A 12,647-nucleotide genomic window follows, 5' to 3' on the forward strand; every position below is an offset into this window, starting at 1 on the left:
AGACGGGACTCGATCTCAAGGACACAATTGCCGATCATGACCATTTCCAATTCCGTGCCGATCACTCCTGAACTCATTGCCGCGCACGGGCTGAAGCCCGACGAGTACCAGCGCATCCTCGACCTGGTCGGGCGCGAACCGAGCTTTACCGAACTTGGTATTTTTTCGGCGATGTGGAACGAGCATTGTTCTTACAAATCCTCGAAGAAGTGGCTGCGCACGCTGCCGACCACCGGGCCGCAAGTCATCCAGGGCCCGGGCGAGAATGCCGGCGTGGTCGACATCGGCGACGGCGACTGCGTCGTCTTCAAGATGGAGAGCCATAACCACCCCTCCTATATCGAGCCCTATCAGGGAGCTGCGACCGGCGTCGGCGGCATCCTGCGCGATGTCTTCACCATGGGCGCGCGGCCGATCGCGGCGATGAACGCGCTACGCTTCGGCGCGCCGGACCATCCCAAAACCAGGCACCTCGTTGCCGGCGTCGTTTCCGGCGTCGGCGGCTATGGCAATTCCTTCGGCGTGCCGACGGTCGGCGGCGAGGTCAATTTCGACGCCCGCTACAATGGCAACATCCTGGTCAATGCCTTTGCGGCGGGGCTTGCCAAGACTGATGCGATCTTCCTGTCGGAAGCCAAGGGTGTTGGCCTGCCGGTGGTCTATCTCGGCGCCAAGACCGGGCGCGACGGTGTCGGCGGCGCCACCATGGCCTCGGCCGAGTTCGACGACAAGATCGACGAGAAGCGGCCCACCGTGCAGGTTGGCGATCCGTTCACCGAAAAATGCCTGCTCGAAGCCTGCCTCGAACTGATGGCGTCCGGCGCCGTTATCGCCATCCAGGACATGGGTGCCGCCGGCCTCACCTGCTCGGCAGTCGAAATGGGCGCCAAGGGCGACCTCGGCATCGAGCTCGATCTCGACAAGGTGCCGGTGCGTGAAGAGCGCATGAGCGCCTATGAGATGATGCTTTCGGAGAGCCAAGAGCGCATGCTAATGGTGCTGCGCCCCGAAAAGGAAAAACAGGCCGAGGCGATCTTCCACAAATGGGGCCTCGACTTTGCCATCGTCGGCAAGACCACCGACGATCTGCGCTTCCGCGTGCTGCACCAGGGCGACGAGGTCGCCAACCTGCCGATCAAGGATCTCGGCGATCAAGCGCCGGAATATGACCGTCCCTGGGTCGATCCGAAGAAGCCGGCGCCGCTGGCCGGCGATGCACCGCAAGCCGATGTGGCCGACGCACTGCTCAAGCTGCTGAGCGGACCAGACCTTTCCTCGCGCCGCTGGGTCTGGGAGCAGTACGACACGCTGATCCAGGGTAATTCCCTGCAGCTTCCCGGCGGCGACGCCGGTGTCGTGCGCGTCGATGGCCACCCGACCAAGGCGCTCGCCTTCTCCTCCGACGTGACGCCGCGCTATTGCGAGGCCGACCCTTACGAGGGCGGCAAGCAGGCGGTTGCCGAATGCTGGCGCAATCTTACCGCCACCGGCGCTCTGCCGCTCGCGGCCACCGACAACCTCAATTTCGGCAATCCGGAACGGCCGGAGATCATGGGCCAGCTGGTTGGTGCTGTGAAAGGCATCGGCGATGCCTGCCGGGCGCTTGGCTTTCCGATCGTCTCCGGCAACGTCTCCCTCTATAATGAGACCAACGGACAGGGCATCCTGCCGACACCAACCATCGGCGGCGTCGGTCTGATTGCCGACTGGTCGAAAATGGTGCGCATCGGCTTTGCCGCCGAAGGCCAGATGATCGTGCTGGTCGGCGCGCCGACGATATGGGGCTCGCATCTTGGCCAGTCGGTCTATATGCGCGACATCTTTGGCCGCGCCGACGGCCCGCCGCCGCCGGTCGATCTCGGCCACGAGAAGCGGGTCGGCGACCATGTGCGGGCACTGATCGCCTCCGGTGTCGTTACCGCGGCGCATGACGTTTCCGATGGCGGCATCGCGGTAGCGCTGGCCGAGATGGCGATGGCCTCCGGCATCGGCGCGACCATCCCCGGCCTGATCGGCACAGATCCAATCCCCGTCTGGTTCGGCGAGGACCAGGGCCGCTATCTCTTGACGCTGTCGATCGACCCGCAGAGCGAGCAATGGGACGCCATTCGCGAACAACAAAACAAGCTCGGCGTTTTTGCGCCGTGGATCGGCTCGACCGGCGGCAGCGACCTGAAGCTGGGCGAGGCGCGTGCGATACCGGTCAGCGAATTGACCGCCGCCCACGAATCCTGGTTCCCTCGCTTCATGGCAAATGAGGTCGTGGACCCGTGATGTGATCGAGTGGGCTCTTTCCCTGTGGTTCATCCGCCATTTCGACCATATCTATGAGATCACGACCTGAACAAGGAATCCTCATATGGCAATGGACGCCCACGACATCGAACGGCTGATCAAGGAAGGCATTCCCGACGCCAAGGTGACGATTCGCGACCTGGCCGGCGACGGCGACCATTATGCGGCTGAGGTTGTGGCCGAAAGCTTTCGCGGGAAAAGCCGGGTCCAGCAGCACCAGATGGTCTATGACGCGCTGAAGGGCAATATGGGCGGCGTGTTGCACGCGCTTGCCCTGCAGACCAGCGTGCCGGACTAATTCTACGCAAGCGGGAAGTCATGGCCAAAGGCGACAGCGATCCGGTTGCAGTCAGTGCCTATGCTTCCTTCGCCGAGCGCTATGACGCGCTGGCGCCGATCAAGCCGCACAACGCCCTTTATGAACGGCCAGCCTCGCTGGAGTTGCTGGGCGACGTGACGGGTCTGAACATACTGGACGCCGGTTGCGGCTCCGGTATCTGCTCGGAAAAGCTGGCTGGCTCAGGTGCGCGGGTAAGTGCCTTCGACATTACGCCGGAAATGCTGGCTCTGGCACGTCAGCGATGCGCTGGGCTCGATGTCGATATCCGGCTTGGCAACCTCGAAAGGGCTCTCTACTGGCTCGCGGATGGCAGTTTCGACCGAATACTTTGCTCGCTGGCGCTCGACTATGTCGAAAAACTGGAGCCGGTATTCGCTGAGTTTCATCGCGTGGCCTGCCCGGGCGGCTGGCTGGTGTTCTCTATGGGCCATCCAATGCGCGACTGGCAGGACACGCGCACGCGCGGGACGAAAACCTATTTTGAAACGAATCGCTGGGGCATGTATTGGGGAGGTTTTGGGGAGCCCAAGCCCTATGTCGAATCCTATCGCAGGCCGCTCGGCGATATCCTCAACGGGCTTGCCGACACAGGCTGGACGCTCGATCGTTTCGTCGAGCCAGTTCCCGCGCCCGAGATGGAAATGGTCGACTCCAGGCATTTTGCCGAACTGAGTTTGGCGCCGGCATTCATATGCGTACGTGCGCATAAATAAATTCACCTTTTCGCCGACACGGCGATGATCGGCCCGACCGGATAGCTTCCACCCACAATCATCCGCTCGCCGTTCGACAGCGCCGAAACGACCCCGTCGAAGAAAAGCGCGTTGGGACAATTGAGCGCATCTCGAAACAGTCGCGCGAAGCTGCCGAGGCTGACCTCAGAGCGCGAGATCGCCAGCACGACAGTGTTTTCGTCACGCACGCCGATGCCATTGCGGATATAGCGCGATGTGCCGTTTTGCTCGAAGCGGGGATGAAGCCGGCCGTCGATCACCAGCATCGGGCCGGATTGCGTGGCAAACATCACGTCCAGTCTGGTCGCAGCATAGGCGCTTGTCTCCATGACCGCCGCCTTGCCGTCCTTCCGGACCAGGAAGACGCCATTCGGTTTCAGGAAGAAATTCCCTTCGCTGTCGGCGACGTTGATCGGCGCCTTCTCCCGGCCGTCTTCGACGAGAAGGCCGACCGGAGTCAGGTCTTGGTGATACATGCCGGCGTTCATGGCGAGCAGCACCGGCCGGCCATGATCCGCCATCGCCTTGTCGAATTTGTCCAGTGAACCGAAAGCCTTGCCGTCAAGGCCTGCGTGGAACACACCGATGTCATAGTGGCGCAGATCGATTTCGCAGACGACATAGGCGACCGCCTCGAAGCTCGCGTCGCGGCACGGCGCCGGTAATTCACCGCCGACGACGAGAGATGGCTGTCTCGGCGACCTGGCCCACCAGATCAAGGACAGTGCGGCGAACAGAACGGCGAGGAGGAACCCGGCGAGATATCGTCTTTTCATCGCGCCTCGGGAAAGGTGGTGGCCAACGCTCTTGGCCCAAGATCAGACGTTCCTTTGCGCCATTTGCATGGCAAGGCGGCAAACATCTTGTTTCGCGCAACCCATGGGTTTATTTGAAGGGTAATGTTCGAGCCTGACTCCCACAGGCATGAAAGGGTATTCCATGAGCGGCATCAACGACTACATCGACAATGAAGTGAAGGGCAACGACGTCGTTCTCTTCATGAAGGGCACGCCCGGCTTCCCGCAATGCGGATTTTCCGGCCAGGTCGTGCAGATCCTCGACTATATCGGCGCCGACTATAAGGGCGTCGACGTGCTGACGTCGGCCGAACTGCGGCAAGGCATCAAGGACTATTCCAACTGGCCGACCATCCCGCAGCTCTACGTCAAGGGCGAGTTCGTCGGCGGCTGCGACATCATCCGCGAGATGTTCCAGGCGGGCGAATTGCAGACCTTCCTCGTCGAAAAGGGCGTCAGCGTCAAAGGCGCCGCCTGACTTCTGTTTCTGCGTATGACCTTCCGCCTGCGATTTTCGGGGGTCATGCGCTAAGCGCCGGGGCAGCCCCCACCTTGGCAAAAAGTTCTGCCCGCTATCGGGCAATCAACGAATGGATGCGTCGGCCAGCCGGCGCATTTTCGTTTGAGGATCGGACTGGCCTTGGATCAGCAAGCACAAGCGCAGCAAAAGGCAAGCACCTTGCCCATTCCGCGCTGGGAATTCATTGCGCTGTGCGCGGCGCTGATGGCGCTCAATTCGCTGGCAATCGACATTATTTTGCCGGCGCTGCAGCAGATCGGCGCTTCGCTTGGCATCGAAAATGAAAACCACCGGCAATATGTTGTCACCGCCTATATCCTTGGCTTTGGCGGCGGACAGCTGTTCTTCGGGCCGATCTCGGACCGCTTCGGGCGCCGCGCGCCGCTTGTCGCAGGGCTGGTGATCTACGTCCTGGCGGCCGGCGCTGCGGCAATCGCCCCGTCATTCGCCACGCTTCTGCTATGCCGGGCGGTGCAAGGCATCGGCGCGGCGGCGACGCGCGTCATTGCCGTCTCGATCGTGCGCGATACGTTCGACGGAAGGCGCATGGCCGAAGTCATGTCCTTGATCTTCATGGTGTTCATGGCCATCCCGGTGGTGGCGCCCGGTATCGGCCAGTTCATCATGCTGTTTGCGACCTGGCATGTGATCTTCGTCACCATGGCAGCCGGCGCGCTGATCGTGTCCGCCTGGTCGCTGCTGCGCCTGCCCGAGACACTACACCCCGAATATCGCCGGCCGCTGACGCTGTCCTCCATCATCGGCGGCTTCCGCATCGTTCTCACCAACCGCATCGCGCTCTGCTATGCCTTCGCCAGCACCTTCATCTTCGGCGCCATGTTCGGCTTCATCGCCTCGGCCCAGCAGATCTATGTCAGCGTGTTCAATGTCGGCGAGATGTTCCCCGTCATCTTCGCGGGGGTTGCCGGCGTACTTGCTTTTTCGAACTACCTCAACTCGCGCCTCGTCGGCCGCATCGGCATGCGCCGTCTGTCGCAAAGCGCGCTGCTGCTGTTTCTGGCCATCAGCCTTGCCTGGCTGGTCGTTTCCATCGAAATAAAGATGCCGCTCTGGCTCTTCATTACCTTCTTTGCCTGCGCCATGGTCCCGTTCGGCGCGCTTGGCGCGAACTTCAACGCGCTTGCCATGGAGCCGCTGGGGCACCTGGCCGGCACTGCATCGTCGATCCTTGGGTTCATGCAGACATTTCTTGGCGGCATTCTCGGCACGCTGATCGGCCAAGCCTTCAACGGCACGGTGACGCCGCTGGCCGCCGGGTTCTGCAGCGTGTCGGTGGCGGCGCTGCTGATGATCCTGCTGGCCGAGCGCGGCAGACTGTTCCAGCCGCATAACCCGCCGGTCTAATGCACATTGCCGGGCGCGCCTAGGATGCACCCTCACTGACCGCGGTGAAGCGTGGGAACAGCGTACGTCCTGCGATTGCTCCACCCATGCTGTCCGAAACGGGCAGTGGGAGAGCCTTGTCGAGCGCCTCGAGGACGGAAGCCACGAAGGCCCGATTGAGCGGACCATCGTCCCCTAGATGGGAATAAGTGGCGCGCGGTTTGCCGATAAGCGTGCCGTTTCGGCGAATTGAGAACTGCAGCGTCAGGGTCATGCCCGCGGTTCCGGGCGGCGGCTTCCAACAGGCGAAGATCGCGGAGAACATCTCGTCTATGGTGTCGACGGAGTCGGGACTGCGACATGCGCGTTCCCCAGCGCTTGCTTCATTGACACCGGCAACCAAGGCAAGGGCAAAGGCCGTTGCAACAATTGCGGACCGAGGTTTCATTCGAGGTCTCCGGTTTCGCACAGGATTGGACAACTTTGGCAGCGAAGAGTTATTCCGCCCAGAGCTCGCGGCGCAGCTCCCGCCAGCTCTCCCGGTCCGGCGCGACCAGCAGGCCACCTCCGACATGCGACGGCAGATAGGCGCTGCCGTCGAAGCGCGCGGCATGGCCGCCCGCCTCCGCATGGATCAGCACGCCAGGCAGGTGATCCCAGGGCATCAGCTTGTTGTAGACGACGAAATGGCCGTGGCCGCTGGCCAGCAGGCGGTATTCGTGGGCGGCGCAGCGATAATTGAACTGCGATAGCGACTTGGTCTGGTTGCGCGCCAAACGTGAGCGGTCCGGCTCGGGCACGTAGTGCCATGAGACCGCACCGGTCATTTCCGACATCGGCGCCGGTTTGGCGACATGGACCTTTTCCAGATTGCCATGGGCATGGCGGATATGGCTGCCGGCGCCACTAACGCCGATCAGCCAATCCTTGCCGACGGGATCGTGAATGATGCCGACGACCGTCTCGCTCTTGACCACGACGCCAAGCATGACGCCGAACAGCGGCACGCCGGAGGCGAAGTTGAAGGTGCCGTCGACCGGGTCGATGACGAAGGCGAGTTCGGCATCGCCGAGACCGTCGAGCAGCGTCGGGTCGTCGGAGCAGGCCTCCTCGCCGACGATCATTGCGTGGGGATAACGCTGGCGCAGCCTGGCGGTGATGAGCCGTTCGGCATTGACGTCGGCTTCGGTGACGAGATCGGCGGCCGAGGTCTTGCGACGGACGTCGCCCTCGCTCAACCGGCGAAAGCGCGGCATGATCTCGGCGACGGCGGCTTCCGACAGAAGGTCTGCAAGCCAGTCGATCGCGCTATCGTCAAATGTCATCGGGACGCCTGGTGGTGAGGGTTTCGTTGAGGGCGGCGAAATCGAACAGCTTCCTGTCGAGCAGATGCGAACGCCGCACATTGGTCATGGCGCGGATCATCGTGTCCTTGCGGCCGGGCATGCGCTTCTCGATGTCGTCGAGCATCGCCTTCATGGCGTTGCGCTGCAGGCCTTCCTGGCTACCGCACAGATCGCACGGAATGATCGGGAATTTCATGGCGCCGGCGAATTTCTCGAGATCGGCTTCCGCACAATAGGCGAGCGGCCGCAGCACCATGACATCGCCTTCGTCGTTGAGCAGCTTCGGCGGCATGGCGGCAAGGCGTCCGCCATGGAACAGGTTCATGAAGAAGGTTTCCAGTATGTCCTCGCGGTGATGACCGAGCACCAGCGCCGAGCAGCCCTCCTCGCGGGCAATGCGATAGAGATGGCCGCGCCGCAGCCGCGAGCACAGCGAGCAATAGGTGCTGCCCTCGGCCAGCTTGTCGGTGACCACCGAATAGGTGTCCTGATATTCGATGCGATGCGGAATGGCATATCTATCGAGATAGTCGGGCAATATGTGCTTGGGAAAGTTCGGCTGGCCCTGGTCGAGATTGCAGGCCAACAGCTCGACCGGCAGCAGCCCGCGCCATTTGAGATCGAGCAGCACGGCAAGCAGGCCGTAGGAATCCTTGCCGCCCGACAGAGCGATCAGCCAACGGTCGCCGGGTCTCACCATGGCGAAATCGTCGATCGCCTGGCGGGCAAGCCGCAACAGCCGCTTGCGCAGCTTGTTGAACTCGACGGAGGACGGCACATCGGCAAACAGAGGATGAAAGCCGCCTTCGGCGTCGGCGACCGGTTCGAGCGTTTCGGCGTCTGGCAGCATATTCATGGCGCGTCGGCCCCAAGATCCTGTTGCCGCCCGCAGTAGCGCATCGGACCGAAAACCGAAATCGATTTCGGAATCACGCCGCGGAAAAGGAACGAAAAAAGAAAAGGCCGCCTCGACGGGCGGCCTTCGATTGTATCGCGACGAACGCGCCGATCAGCGCGAATAGAATTCGACGACCAGGTTCGGTTCCATCTGCACGGCAAACGGAACGTCCGCCAGGCCGGGGATGCGCGTGAAAGCCGCGGTCATCTTGTTGTGGTCGGCCTCGATGTAGTCGGGCACGTCGCGCTCGGCCAGGCCCACCGATTCCAGCACGATGACCAGCTGCTTCGACTTCTCGCGCACTTCGATGACATCGCCCGGCTTGCAGCGGTACGAGCCGATGTTGACGCGCTTGCCGTTGACGTTGACGTGGCCGTGATTGACGAACTGGCGCGCCGCAAAGATGGTCGGCACGAACTTGGCGCGGTAGACGACCGCGTCGAGGCGCGATTCGAGCAGGCCGATCAGGTTCTCCGAGGTGTCGCCCTTGCGGCGGTCCGCCTCTTCATAGACCTTGCGGAACTGCTTTTCCGAAACGTCGCCATAGTGGCCCTTCAGCTTCTGCTTGGCGCGCAGCTGCAGGCCGAAATCGGAAAGCTTGCCTTTGCGACGCTGGCCATGCTGGCCGGGGCCGTATTCACGCTTGTTGACCGGGGACTTCGGGCGGCCCCAGATGTTTTCGCCAAGACGGCGGTCGATCTTGTACTTCGCGGATTCGCGCTTGCTCATCGCATTCCCTTTCAAAACAATGCACCCGGAACCTTATGGTCCGGGTGAAGGAAACGCGCCCTCCTCTGGCCTCCGTTTTCGAGACCTGACAGGGTTTTCCACGCAACGCGACGGAAAACCCACGGGACACGTCATTTCAAACAAGACATAAGGAAAGTAAAACCGGCTTCCCAAACGTCTTGCACACATAAAGAAAACCACCGGGCATTGCGGCCCGGTGTTGGTGGGCTGGTTAAACGGAGATTTAACCGCTGTCAAGCTTCTGGCTGGCGCGAATCGCCGAACCGGATAGTGTTACGGTTGTAGAACGTGCCGGATGTGGCGGGAGGTTGCGCCAGCGGCATCAGGAAGGGACTGAAGTCAGAGGAGCTGGAATTCGCATGAAGAAGTTCTTCCTTACGTTGGTAGGCGCCGCGGTGATGGCCGGCACGATGGCGGTCGCGCCCGAGCCGGCGCAGGCCCGGCATTGGCATGGGCACAGGCATCACCAGGTCTGCCGCATCGTGGTCAAGAAGAAGGTGGTGTGGCGCCACGGTCATCGCAAGGTGATCCGCTACAAAGTGCGGCGCTGCGGGTGGGGCTGGAACTGGTAATTTTCGTCCTCGCCCGTTGAGACTTCATGGCCCGCGGCTCAGCCGCGGGCCTTTTATTGACCGGCATCCGCCGTCAGAATGGCCAGTCGATCAGTGTTTCGACTTCTTTTCCGGCAGGCCCTTGCGCTTGGTCTCGGCGAATTCCTCGAGCTGTTTTTCGCTCATGGATTTATACATTCCCTTCGACGCGCCTTTGAGCGCGCCCTTCTTGGTCTCGCCGCGCTTGGCTGACAATGCCGCGCCGGCCGCTTTCTGCTGGGCTTTTGAGGTGGCTGGCATGATGGTTTCTCCCGTTTCCAATGAGAGGAAAACGCATTGTCCGGTGTGATGTTCCCAAAGCGAAAATTGCCTGCGATCAGGATATCGCCAGGCCAAATCCCTGCATCAGCCGGCGCGTCGGAAAATCGGCGCTGTTCGAGGTGAAGAATGCAAGGTCGGCGCCTTCCGGCAGTGCCTCTCTGCGATAGCGGGCCTCGGTATCGGCAAGCAGCGACAGCGCCCGGCGTGCGATCGCCTCGGCCGGGTCGAGCCAGTCGACCGGCCACGGTGCTGTCTTGCGCATGCGGTTGGCCAAAAACGGATAATGGGTGCAGGCAAGCACGACGATGTCGGTGCGCAGCCCGTCATGCTCGACGAAGCACGGCGCGATCTCGGCGCGCACGGCGTCCTCGTCGACAAAGCCATCGCGCATATAGGCTTCGGCCAATCCCGCCAGCCTGTCGCTGCCGACAAGGCGGACATGGCATTTCTGCGCCCATTTGCTGATCAGGTCGCGCGTGTACTGGCGCTTGACGGTGCCGGGCGTAGCCAGCACCGAAACCAGGCCTGAGCGCGTGCGTTCCGCCGCCGGCTTGATGGCCGGCACAGTGCCGACGAAAGGGTGGCCGGGAAACCGGTCGCGCAACGCATCGATGACCAGCGTCGAGGCGGTGTTGCAGGCGATGACCGAAATGGCCGGCGAAAACCGTTCGAGCAGCCTGGCGAACAACTCCAGGATATGTGTTCTCAGCGCCGGCTCCTCCCAGCCGCCGAAGGGGAACGCCGCGTCGTCGGCGACATAGATGAAGCGGCGGTCAGGCATCAGCACGCGCGCCTCACGCAGCACGGTGAGGCCGCCAATGCCGGAATCGAACATCAGGATCGGACGGGCGCTCGATGGATCGGTCATTGTCATTGAGTCACTAAGGGCTGGGAATCACTAAGGGCTGGGAATCACAAACGAGATCACGGGGGAAGGCCCGGCCCATGCTTTCTGCTTCGGCCAATGATGCTTTATCCCGGCCGCCTCTATGTGGAAGCATCATGGCCTTGATGCGGCGAGCCGGTCACACAAGGCCGCGCTTGCCGAAGCCGCCGGGCCGCGGCCGGCCGTTCGCCGGAGATGCAGGTTGAGATGCAGGGTGGTTCGACGGCACCGGCGCGGCCCGCGTGGCGTAGGCTGGAGCCAGGGCCGTCGCGCCGGCGGCTGACGCTGAATGGAGCGCGGCGGCGCCGCGCAGCGGCCCGGGCGGGTCGAAATCGTCGAAACTCAGGGATGACGCTATATCCGAAGAGCCGCCACCCGCCGGCTTGGCCGCCAAGATGACGGCCCACAGCCCGACAAGAGCTAATCCCAGCAGGTTAAGGCCGGAATGCGAATCTTCGCCGTCGAATTTTACGACAAGAACAGTGCCGGCCTGCAGGATCGCGAACAGCGTCGAGAACACGATATAGGACCAAAGGATCCAACCCGACCCTTGCGCGTCGCGGCTTCGACGCCAGGCGAAATTCGCGCGGAACAGAACGATCACCAGCGAGGTAACGAGAACGGCCGCGGCCAGCCCTTCCCTGGAAGGTCCGGGCTTCGAATTGGCCAAACCCTCGATGCCGATGGTCAGCACGACGCACAGCACAAAGGTCACGATTTCCGCAACCAGCAGGGCCGCGGAATAGAAGAAAAAGCGAAGACGCCCGATATTTGAATTGAACATCGAAAGATCCATCGTTTTCCAGACAATGGATCACACCAAATAACATTCGGTTACTGGTGAGGTATGGGCAGTTCCGAGGCTAGTCTTTGTCTTTCGCCCTCGCAGCGCGTGCCGCGGCCGCCGGGAGCCGCCTTGGATCGTCGCCGGGCGATCCGTCGCCGCGCGGCATGGCCGGCGAGAACCTGTCCAGCGATGATATGATGCCGCGCAGCACCTTGAGCTCCGGCTCAGCAAAGCCGGGGCGGGTCAGCACTGCACGCAAATTGTCGACCATCTTCGGCTTCTTCGCTGCCGGGCGGAAATAGCCGCGCGCCTCCAGTGCACCTTCCAGATACGCAAACAGGCCGTGCAATTCTTCCTTGGCAGCCGGCGGCATTTCGGGGCCGGAGAAGTTGGTCCTGGTCTCGTCTTCCAGGCCGGACTTCATCCATTCATAGGACATCAGCAGGGCAGCCTGGGCGATGTTGAGCGAGGAGAAGGCTGGATCGACGGGGAAAGTGACGATCTCGTCGGCAAGGCCGACCTCGTCATTATAGAGGCCGAAGCGCTCGCGGCCGAACAGGATGCCGGTGCGCTGGCCGGCCCGCTGCCGCGCGCGCAGCGCCCTGCCCGCCTCGACCGGACCGCGCACCGGCTTGAAATTGTCGCGCGCGCGCGCCGTGGTGGCGAAGACGAAGTTCAAATCGGCAATCGCCGAGGCGAGGTCATCGAACACCGTGACGGCATCGATGACGTGGTCGGCGCGGCTTGCGGCGGCACGCGCCTTCTCGCTCGGCCAGCCGTCGCGCGGATTGACGAGCCGCAGCTCGGTAAGGCCGAAATTGGCCATGGCGCGCGCAACCATGCCGATATTCTCGCCGAGCTGCGGCTCGACCAGGATGATCGCCGGTCCGGACGCTGGAGTTCCGGAGGCAAGAGGGGTGGCGGGATCCTGGGTAGCGGCCATGGTTGTCAGTGAACTGCTGTTTGCGGCATTTCGCAGTCCCCTGCCACATTTGGCGGCGAAAATGAAGCTTTCGCAAGGAATGCCGACACTACGGCGCGGTTCGCCGTTTGCGCGGCCAAAAAGCCTTTGATATAC

At 62.2% G+C, this 12,647-nt stretch carries 15 protein-coding genes; 6 read left to right on the forward strand and 9 right to left on the reverse strand.

What is annotated here, in order from left to right; translation table 11 throughout:
- Positions 1–36 precede the first annotated feature (36 nt).
- The 3 genes from purL to NKH67_RS10940 all read left to right on the forward strand — a co-directional run bounded on the left by purL (position 37) and on the right by NKH67_RS10940 (position 3,348).
- Positions 37–2,274 carry a phosphoribosylformylglycinamidine synthase subunit PurL gene (gene purL / locus NKH67_RS10930; protein WP_352501586.1) on the forward strand — a complete coding sequence of 746 codons (2,238 nt, stop codon included), beginning with the start codon at positions 37–39 and terminating at the stop codon, positions 2,272–2,274.
- 85 nt (positions 2,275–2,359) lie between these two features.
- Positions 2,360–2,593, forward strand: coding sequence for a BolA/IbaG family iron-sulfur metabolism protein (locus NKH67_RS10935; RefSeq protein ID WP_023674714.1), 234 nt, complete (start codon positions 2,360–2,362; stop codon positions 2,591–2,593).
- A gap of 20 nt (positions 2,594–2,613) precedes the next feature.
- Positions 2,614–3,348, forward strand: a complete 735-nt coding sequence (locus tag NKH67_RS10940; protein ID WP_352501585.1) for a class I SAM-dependent methyltransferase — start codon at positions 2,614–2,616, stop codon at positions 3,346–3,348.
- Between the two features lie 2 nt (positions 3,349–3,350).
- Here the strand turns inward: NKH67_RS10940 and NKH67_RS10945 are convergent, their stop codons facing one another.
- The gene (locus NKH67_RS10945; protein ID WP_352474643.1) at positions 3,351–4,145 is read right to left on the reverse strand and encodes a phosphodiester glycosidase family protein; all 795 of its coding nucleotides are present in this window, start codon (positions 4,143–4,145) and stop codon (positions 3,351–3,353) included.
- Positions 4,146–4,308: 163 nt separating this feature from the next.
- On the opposite strand from NKH67_RS10945, the gene grxD reads away from it, so the two are divergent.
- On the forward strand, positions 4,309–4,644 hold the full coding sequence (gene grxD, locus NKH67_RS10950; RefSeq protein WP_023674712.1) for a Grx4 family monothiol glutaredoxin: 336 nt from the start codon (positions 4,309–4,311) through the stop codon (positions 4,642–4,644).
- 207 nt (positions 4,645–4,851) lie between these two features.
- A complete protein-coding gene (locus tag NKH67_RS10955; RefSeq protein WP_502893744.1) occupies positions 4,852–6,051 on the forward strand; it encodes a multidrug effflux MFS transporter in 1,200 nt (399 codons plus the stop codon).
- A 19-nt stretch (positions 6,052–6,070) separates the two neighbouring features.
- Here the strand turns inward: NKH67_RS10955 and NKH67_RS34140 are convergent, their stop codons facing one another.
- The 4 genes from NKH67_RS34140 to rpsD form a co-directional block, all read right to left on the reverse strand.
- Positions 6,071–6,643, reverse strand: a complete 573-nt coding sequence (locus NKH67_RS34140; RefSeq protein ID WP_502893740.1) for a UCP034077 family protein — start codon at positions 6,641–6,643, stop codon at positions 6,071–6,073.
- Positions 6,528–7,355, reverse strand: coding sequence for an inositol monophosphatase family protein (locus NKH67_RS10965; RefSeq protein WP_352501583.1), 828 nt, complete (start codon positions 7,353–7,355; stop codon positions 6,528–6,530). The genes NKH67_RS34140 and NKH67_RS10965 overlap by 116 nt, the downstream gene beginning before the upstream one ends.
- Entirely contained in the window at positions 7,345–8,232 is an 888-nt protein-coding gene (gene ttcA / locus NKH67_RS10970; RefSeq protein ID WP_352501582.1) for a tRNA 2-thiocytidine(32) synthetase TtcA, read from the reverse strand. Before ttcA ends, NKH67_RS10965 begins: the two co-directional genes overlap by 11 nt.
- A gap of 153 nt (positions 8,233–8,385) precedes the next feature.
- On the reverse strand, positions 8,386–9,003 hold the full coding sequence (rpsD, locus tag NKH67_RS10975; protein WP_023717376.1) for a 30S ribosomal protein S4: 618 nt from the start codon (positions 9,001–9,003) through the stop codon (positions 8,386–8,388).
- A 380-nt stretch (positions 9,004–9,383) separates the two neighbouring features.
- Between rpsD and NKH67_RS10980 the strand changes: the two genes are divergently transcribed.
- The gene (locus NKH67_RS10980) at positions 9,384–9,596 is read left to right on the forward strand and encodes a hypothetical protein (protein ID WP_023674706.1); all 213 of its coding nucleotides are present in this window, start codon (positions 9,384–9,386) and stop codon (positions 9,594–9,596) included.
- A gap of 90 nt (positions 9,597–9,686) precedes the next feature.
- On the opposite strand, the gene NKH67_RS10985 is transcribed toward NKH67_RS10980, so the two are convergent.
- The 4 genes from NKH67_RS10985 to NKH67_RS11000 all read right to left on the reverse strand — a co-directional run bounded on the left by NKH67_RS10985 (position 9,687) and on the right by NKH67_RS11000 (position 12,512).
- Complete coding sequence (locus tag NKH67_RS10985) at positions 9,687–9,875, reverse strand: DUF3008 family protein (protein ID WP_023674705.1); 189 nt, start codon at positions 9,873–9,875, stop codon at positions 9,687–9,689.
- Positions 9,876–9,951: 76 nt separating this feature from the next.
- A complete protein-coding gene (murI, locus tag NKH67_RS10990; RefSeq protein WP_352501581.1) occupies positions 9,952–10,764 on the reverse strand; it encodes a glutamate racemase in 813 nt (270 codons plus the stop codon).
- Positions 10,765–10,921: 157 nt separating this feature from the next.
- On the reverse strand, positions 10,922–11,566 hold the full coding sequence (locus NKH67_RS10995; protein ID WP_352501580.1) for a DUF805 domain-containing protein: 645 nt from the start codon (positions 11,564–11,566) through the stop codon (positions 10,922–10,924).
- Positions 11,567–11,645: 79 nt separating this feature from the next.
- Complete coding sequence (locus NKH67_RS11000) at positions 11,646–12,512, reverse strand: RNA methyltransferase (protein ID WP_352501579.1); 867 nt, start codon at positions 12,510–12,512, stop codon at positions 11,646–11,648.
- Between the last annotated feature and the right edge of the window lie 135 nt (positions 12,513–12,647).

Origin of the sequence: Mesorhizobium sp. M0968 (genome assembly GCF_040319065.1) — a bacterium.
Taxonomy (GTDB): domain Bacteria; phylum Pseudomonadota; class Alphaproteobacteria; order Rhizobiales; family Rhizobiaceae; genus Mesorhizobium.

Excerpts from the sequence above, each read along its gene's own strand:
- purL (WP_352501586.1), top strand. The coding sequence starts at position 37 with ATGACCATTTCCAATTCCGTGCCGATCACTCCTGAACTCATTGCCGCG.
- NKH67_RS10935 (WP_023674714.1), top strand. The coding sequence starts at position 2,360 with ATGGCAATGGACGCCCACGACATCGAACGGCTGATCAAGGAAGGCATT.
- NKH67_RS10940 (WP_352501585.1), top strand. The coding sequence starts at position 2,614 with ATGGCCAAAGGCGACAGCGATCCGGTTGCAGTCAGTGCCTATGCTTCC.
- NKH67_RS10945 (WP_352474643.1), bottom strand. The coding sequence starts at position 4,145 with ATGAAAAGACGATATCTCGCCGGGTTCCTCCTCGCCGTTCTGTTCGCC.
- grxD (WP_023674712.1), top strand. The coding sequence starts at position 4,309 with ATGAGCGGCATCAACGACTACATCGACAATGAAGTGAAGGGCAACGAC.
- NKH67_RS34140 (WP_502893740.1), bottom strand. The coding sequence starts at position 6,643 with ATGCCGCGCGCTTCGACGGCAGCGCCTATCTGCCGTCGCATGTCGGAG.
- NKH67_RS10965 (WP_352501583.1), bottom strand. The coding sequence starts at position 7,355 with ATGACATTTGACGATAGCGCGATCGACTGGCTTGCAGACCTTCTGTCG.
- ttcA (WP_352501582.1), bottom strand. The coding sequence starts at position 8,232 with ATGAATATGCTGCCAGACGCCGAAACGCTCGAACCGGTCGCCGACGCC.
- rpsD (WP_023717376.1), bottom strand. The coding sequence starts at position 9,003 with ATGAGCAAGCGCGAATCCGCGAAGTACAAGATCGACCGCCGTCTTGGC.
- NKH67_RS10980 (WP_023674706.1), top strand. The coding sequence starts at position 9,384 with ATGAAGAAGTTCTTCCTTACGTTGGTAGGCGCCGCGGTGATGGCCGGC.
- NKH67_RS10985 (WP_023674705.1), bottom strand. The coding sequence starts at position 9,875 with ATGCCAGCCACCTCAAAAGCCCAGCAGAAAGCGGCCGGCGCGGCATTG.
- murI (WP_352501581.1), bottom strand. The coding sequence starts at position 10,764 with ATGACCGATCCATCGAGCGCCCGTCCGATCCTGATGTTCGATTCCGGC.
- NKH67_RS10995 (WP_352501580.1), bottom strand. The coding sequence starts at position 11,566 with ATGTTCAATTCAAATATCGGGCGTCTTCGCTTTTTCTTCTATTCCGCG.
- NKH67_RS11000 (WP_352501579.1), bottom strand. The coding sequence starts at position 12,512 with ATGGCCGCTACCCAGGATCCCGCCACCCCTCTTGCCTCCGGAACTCCA.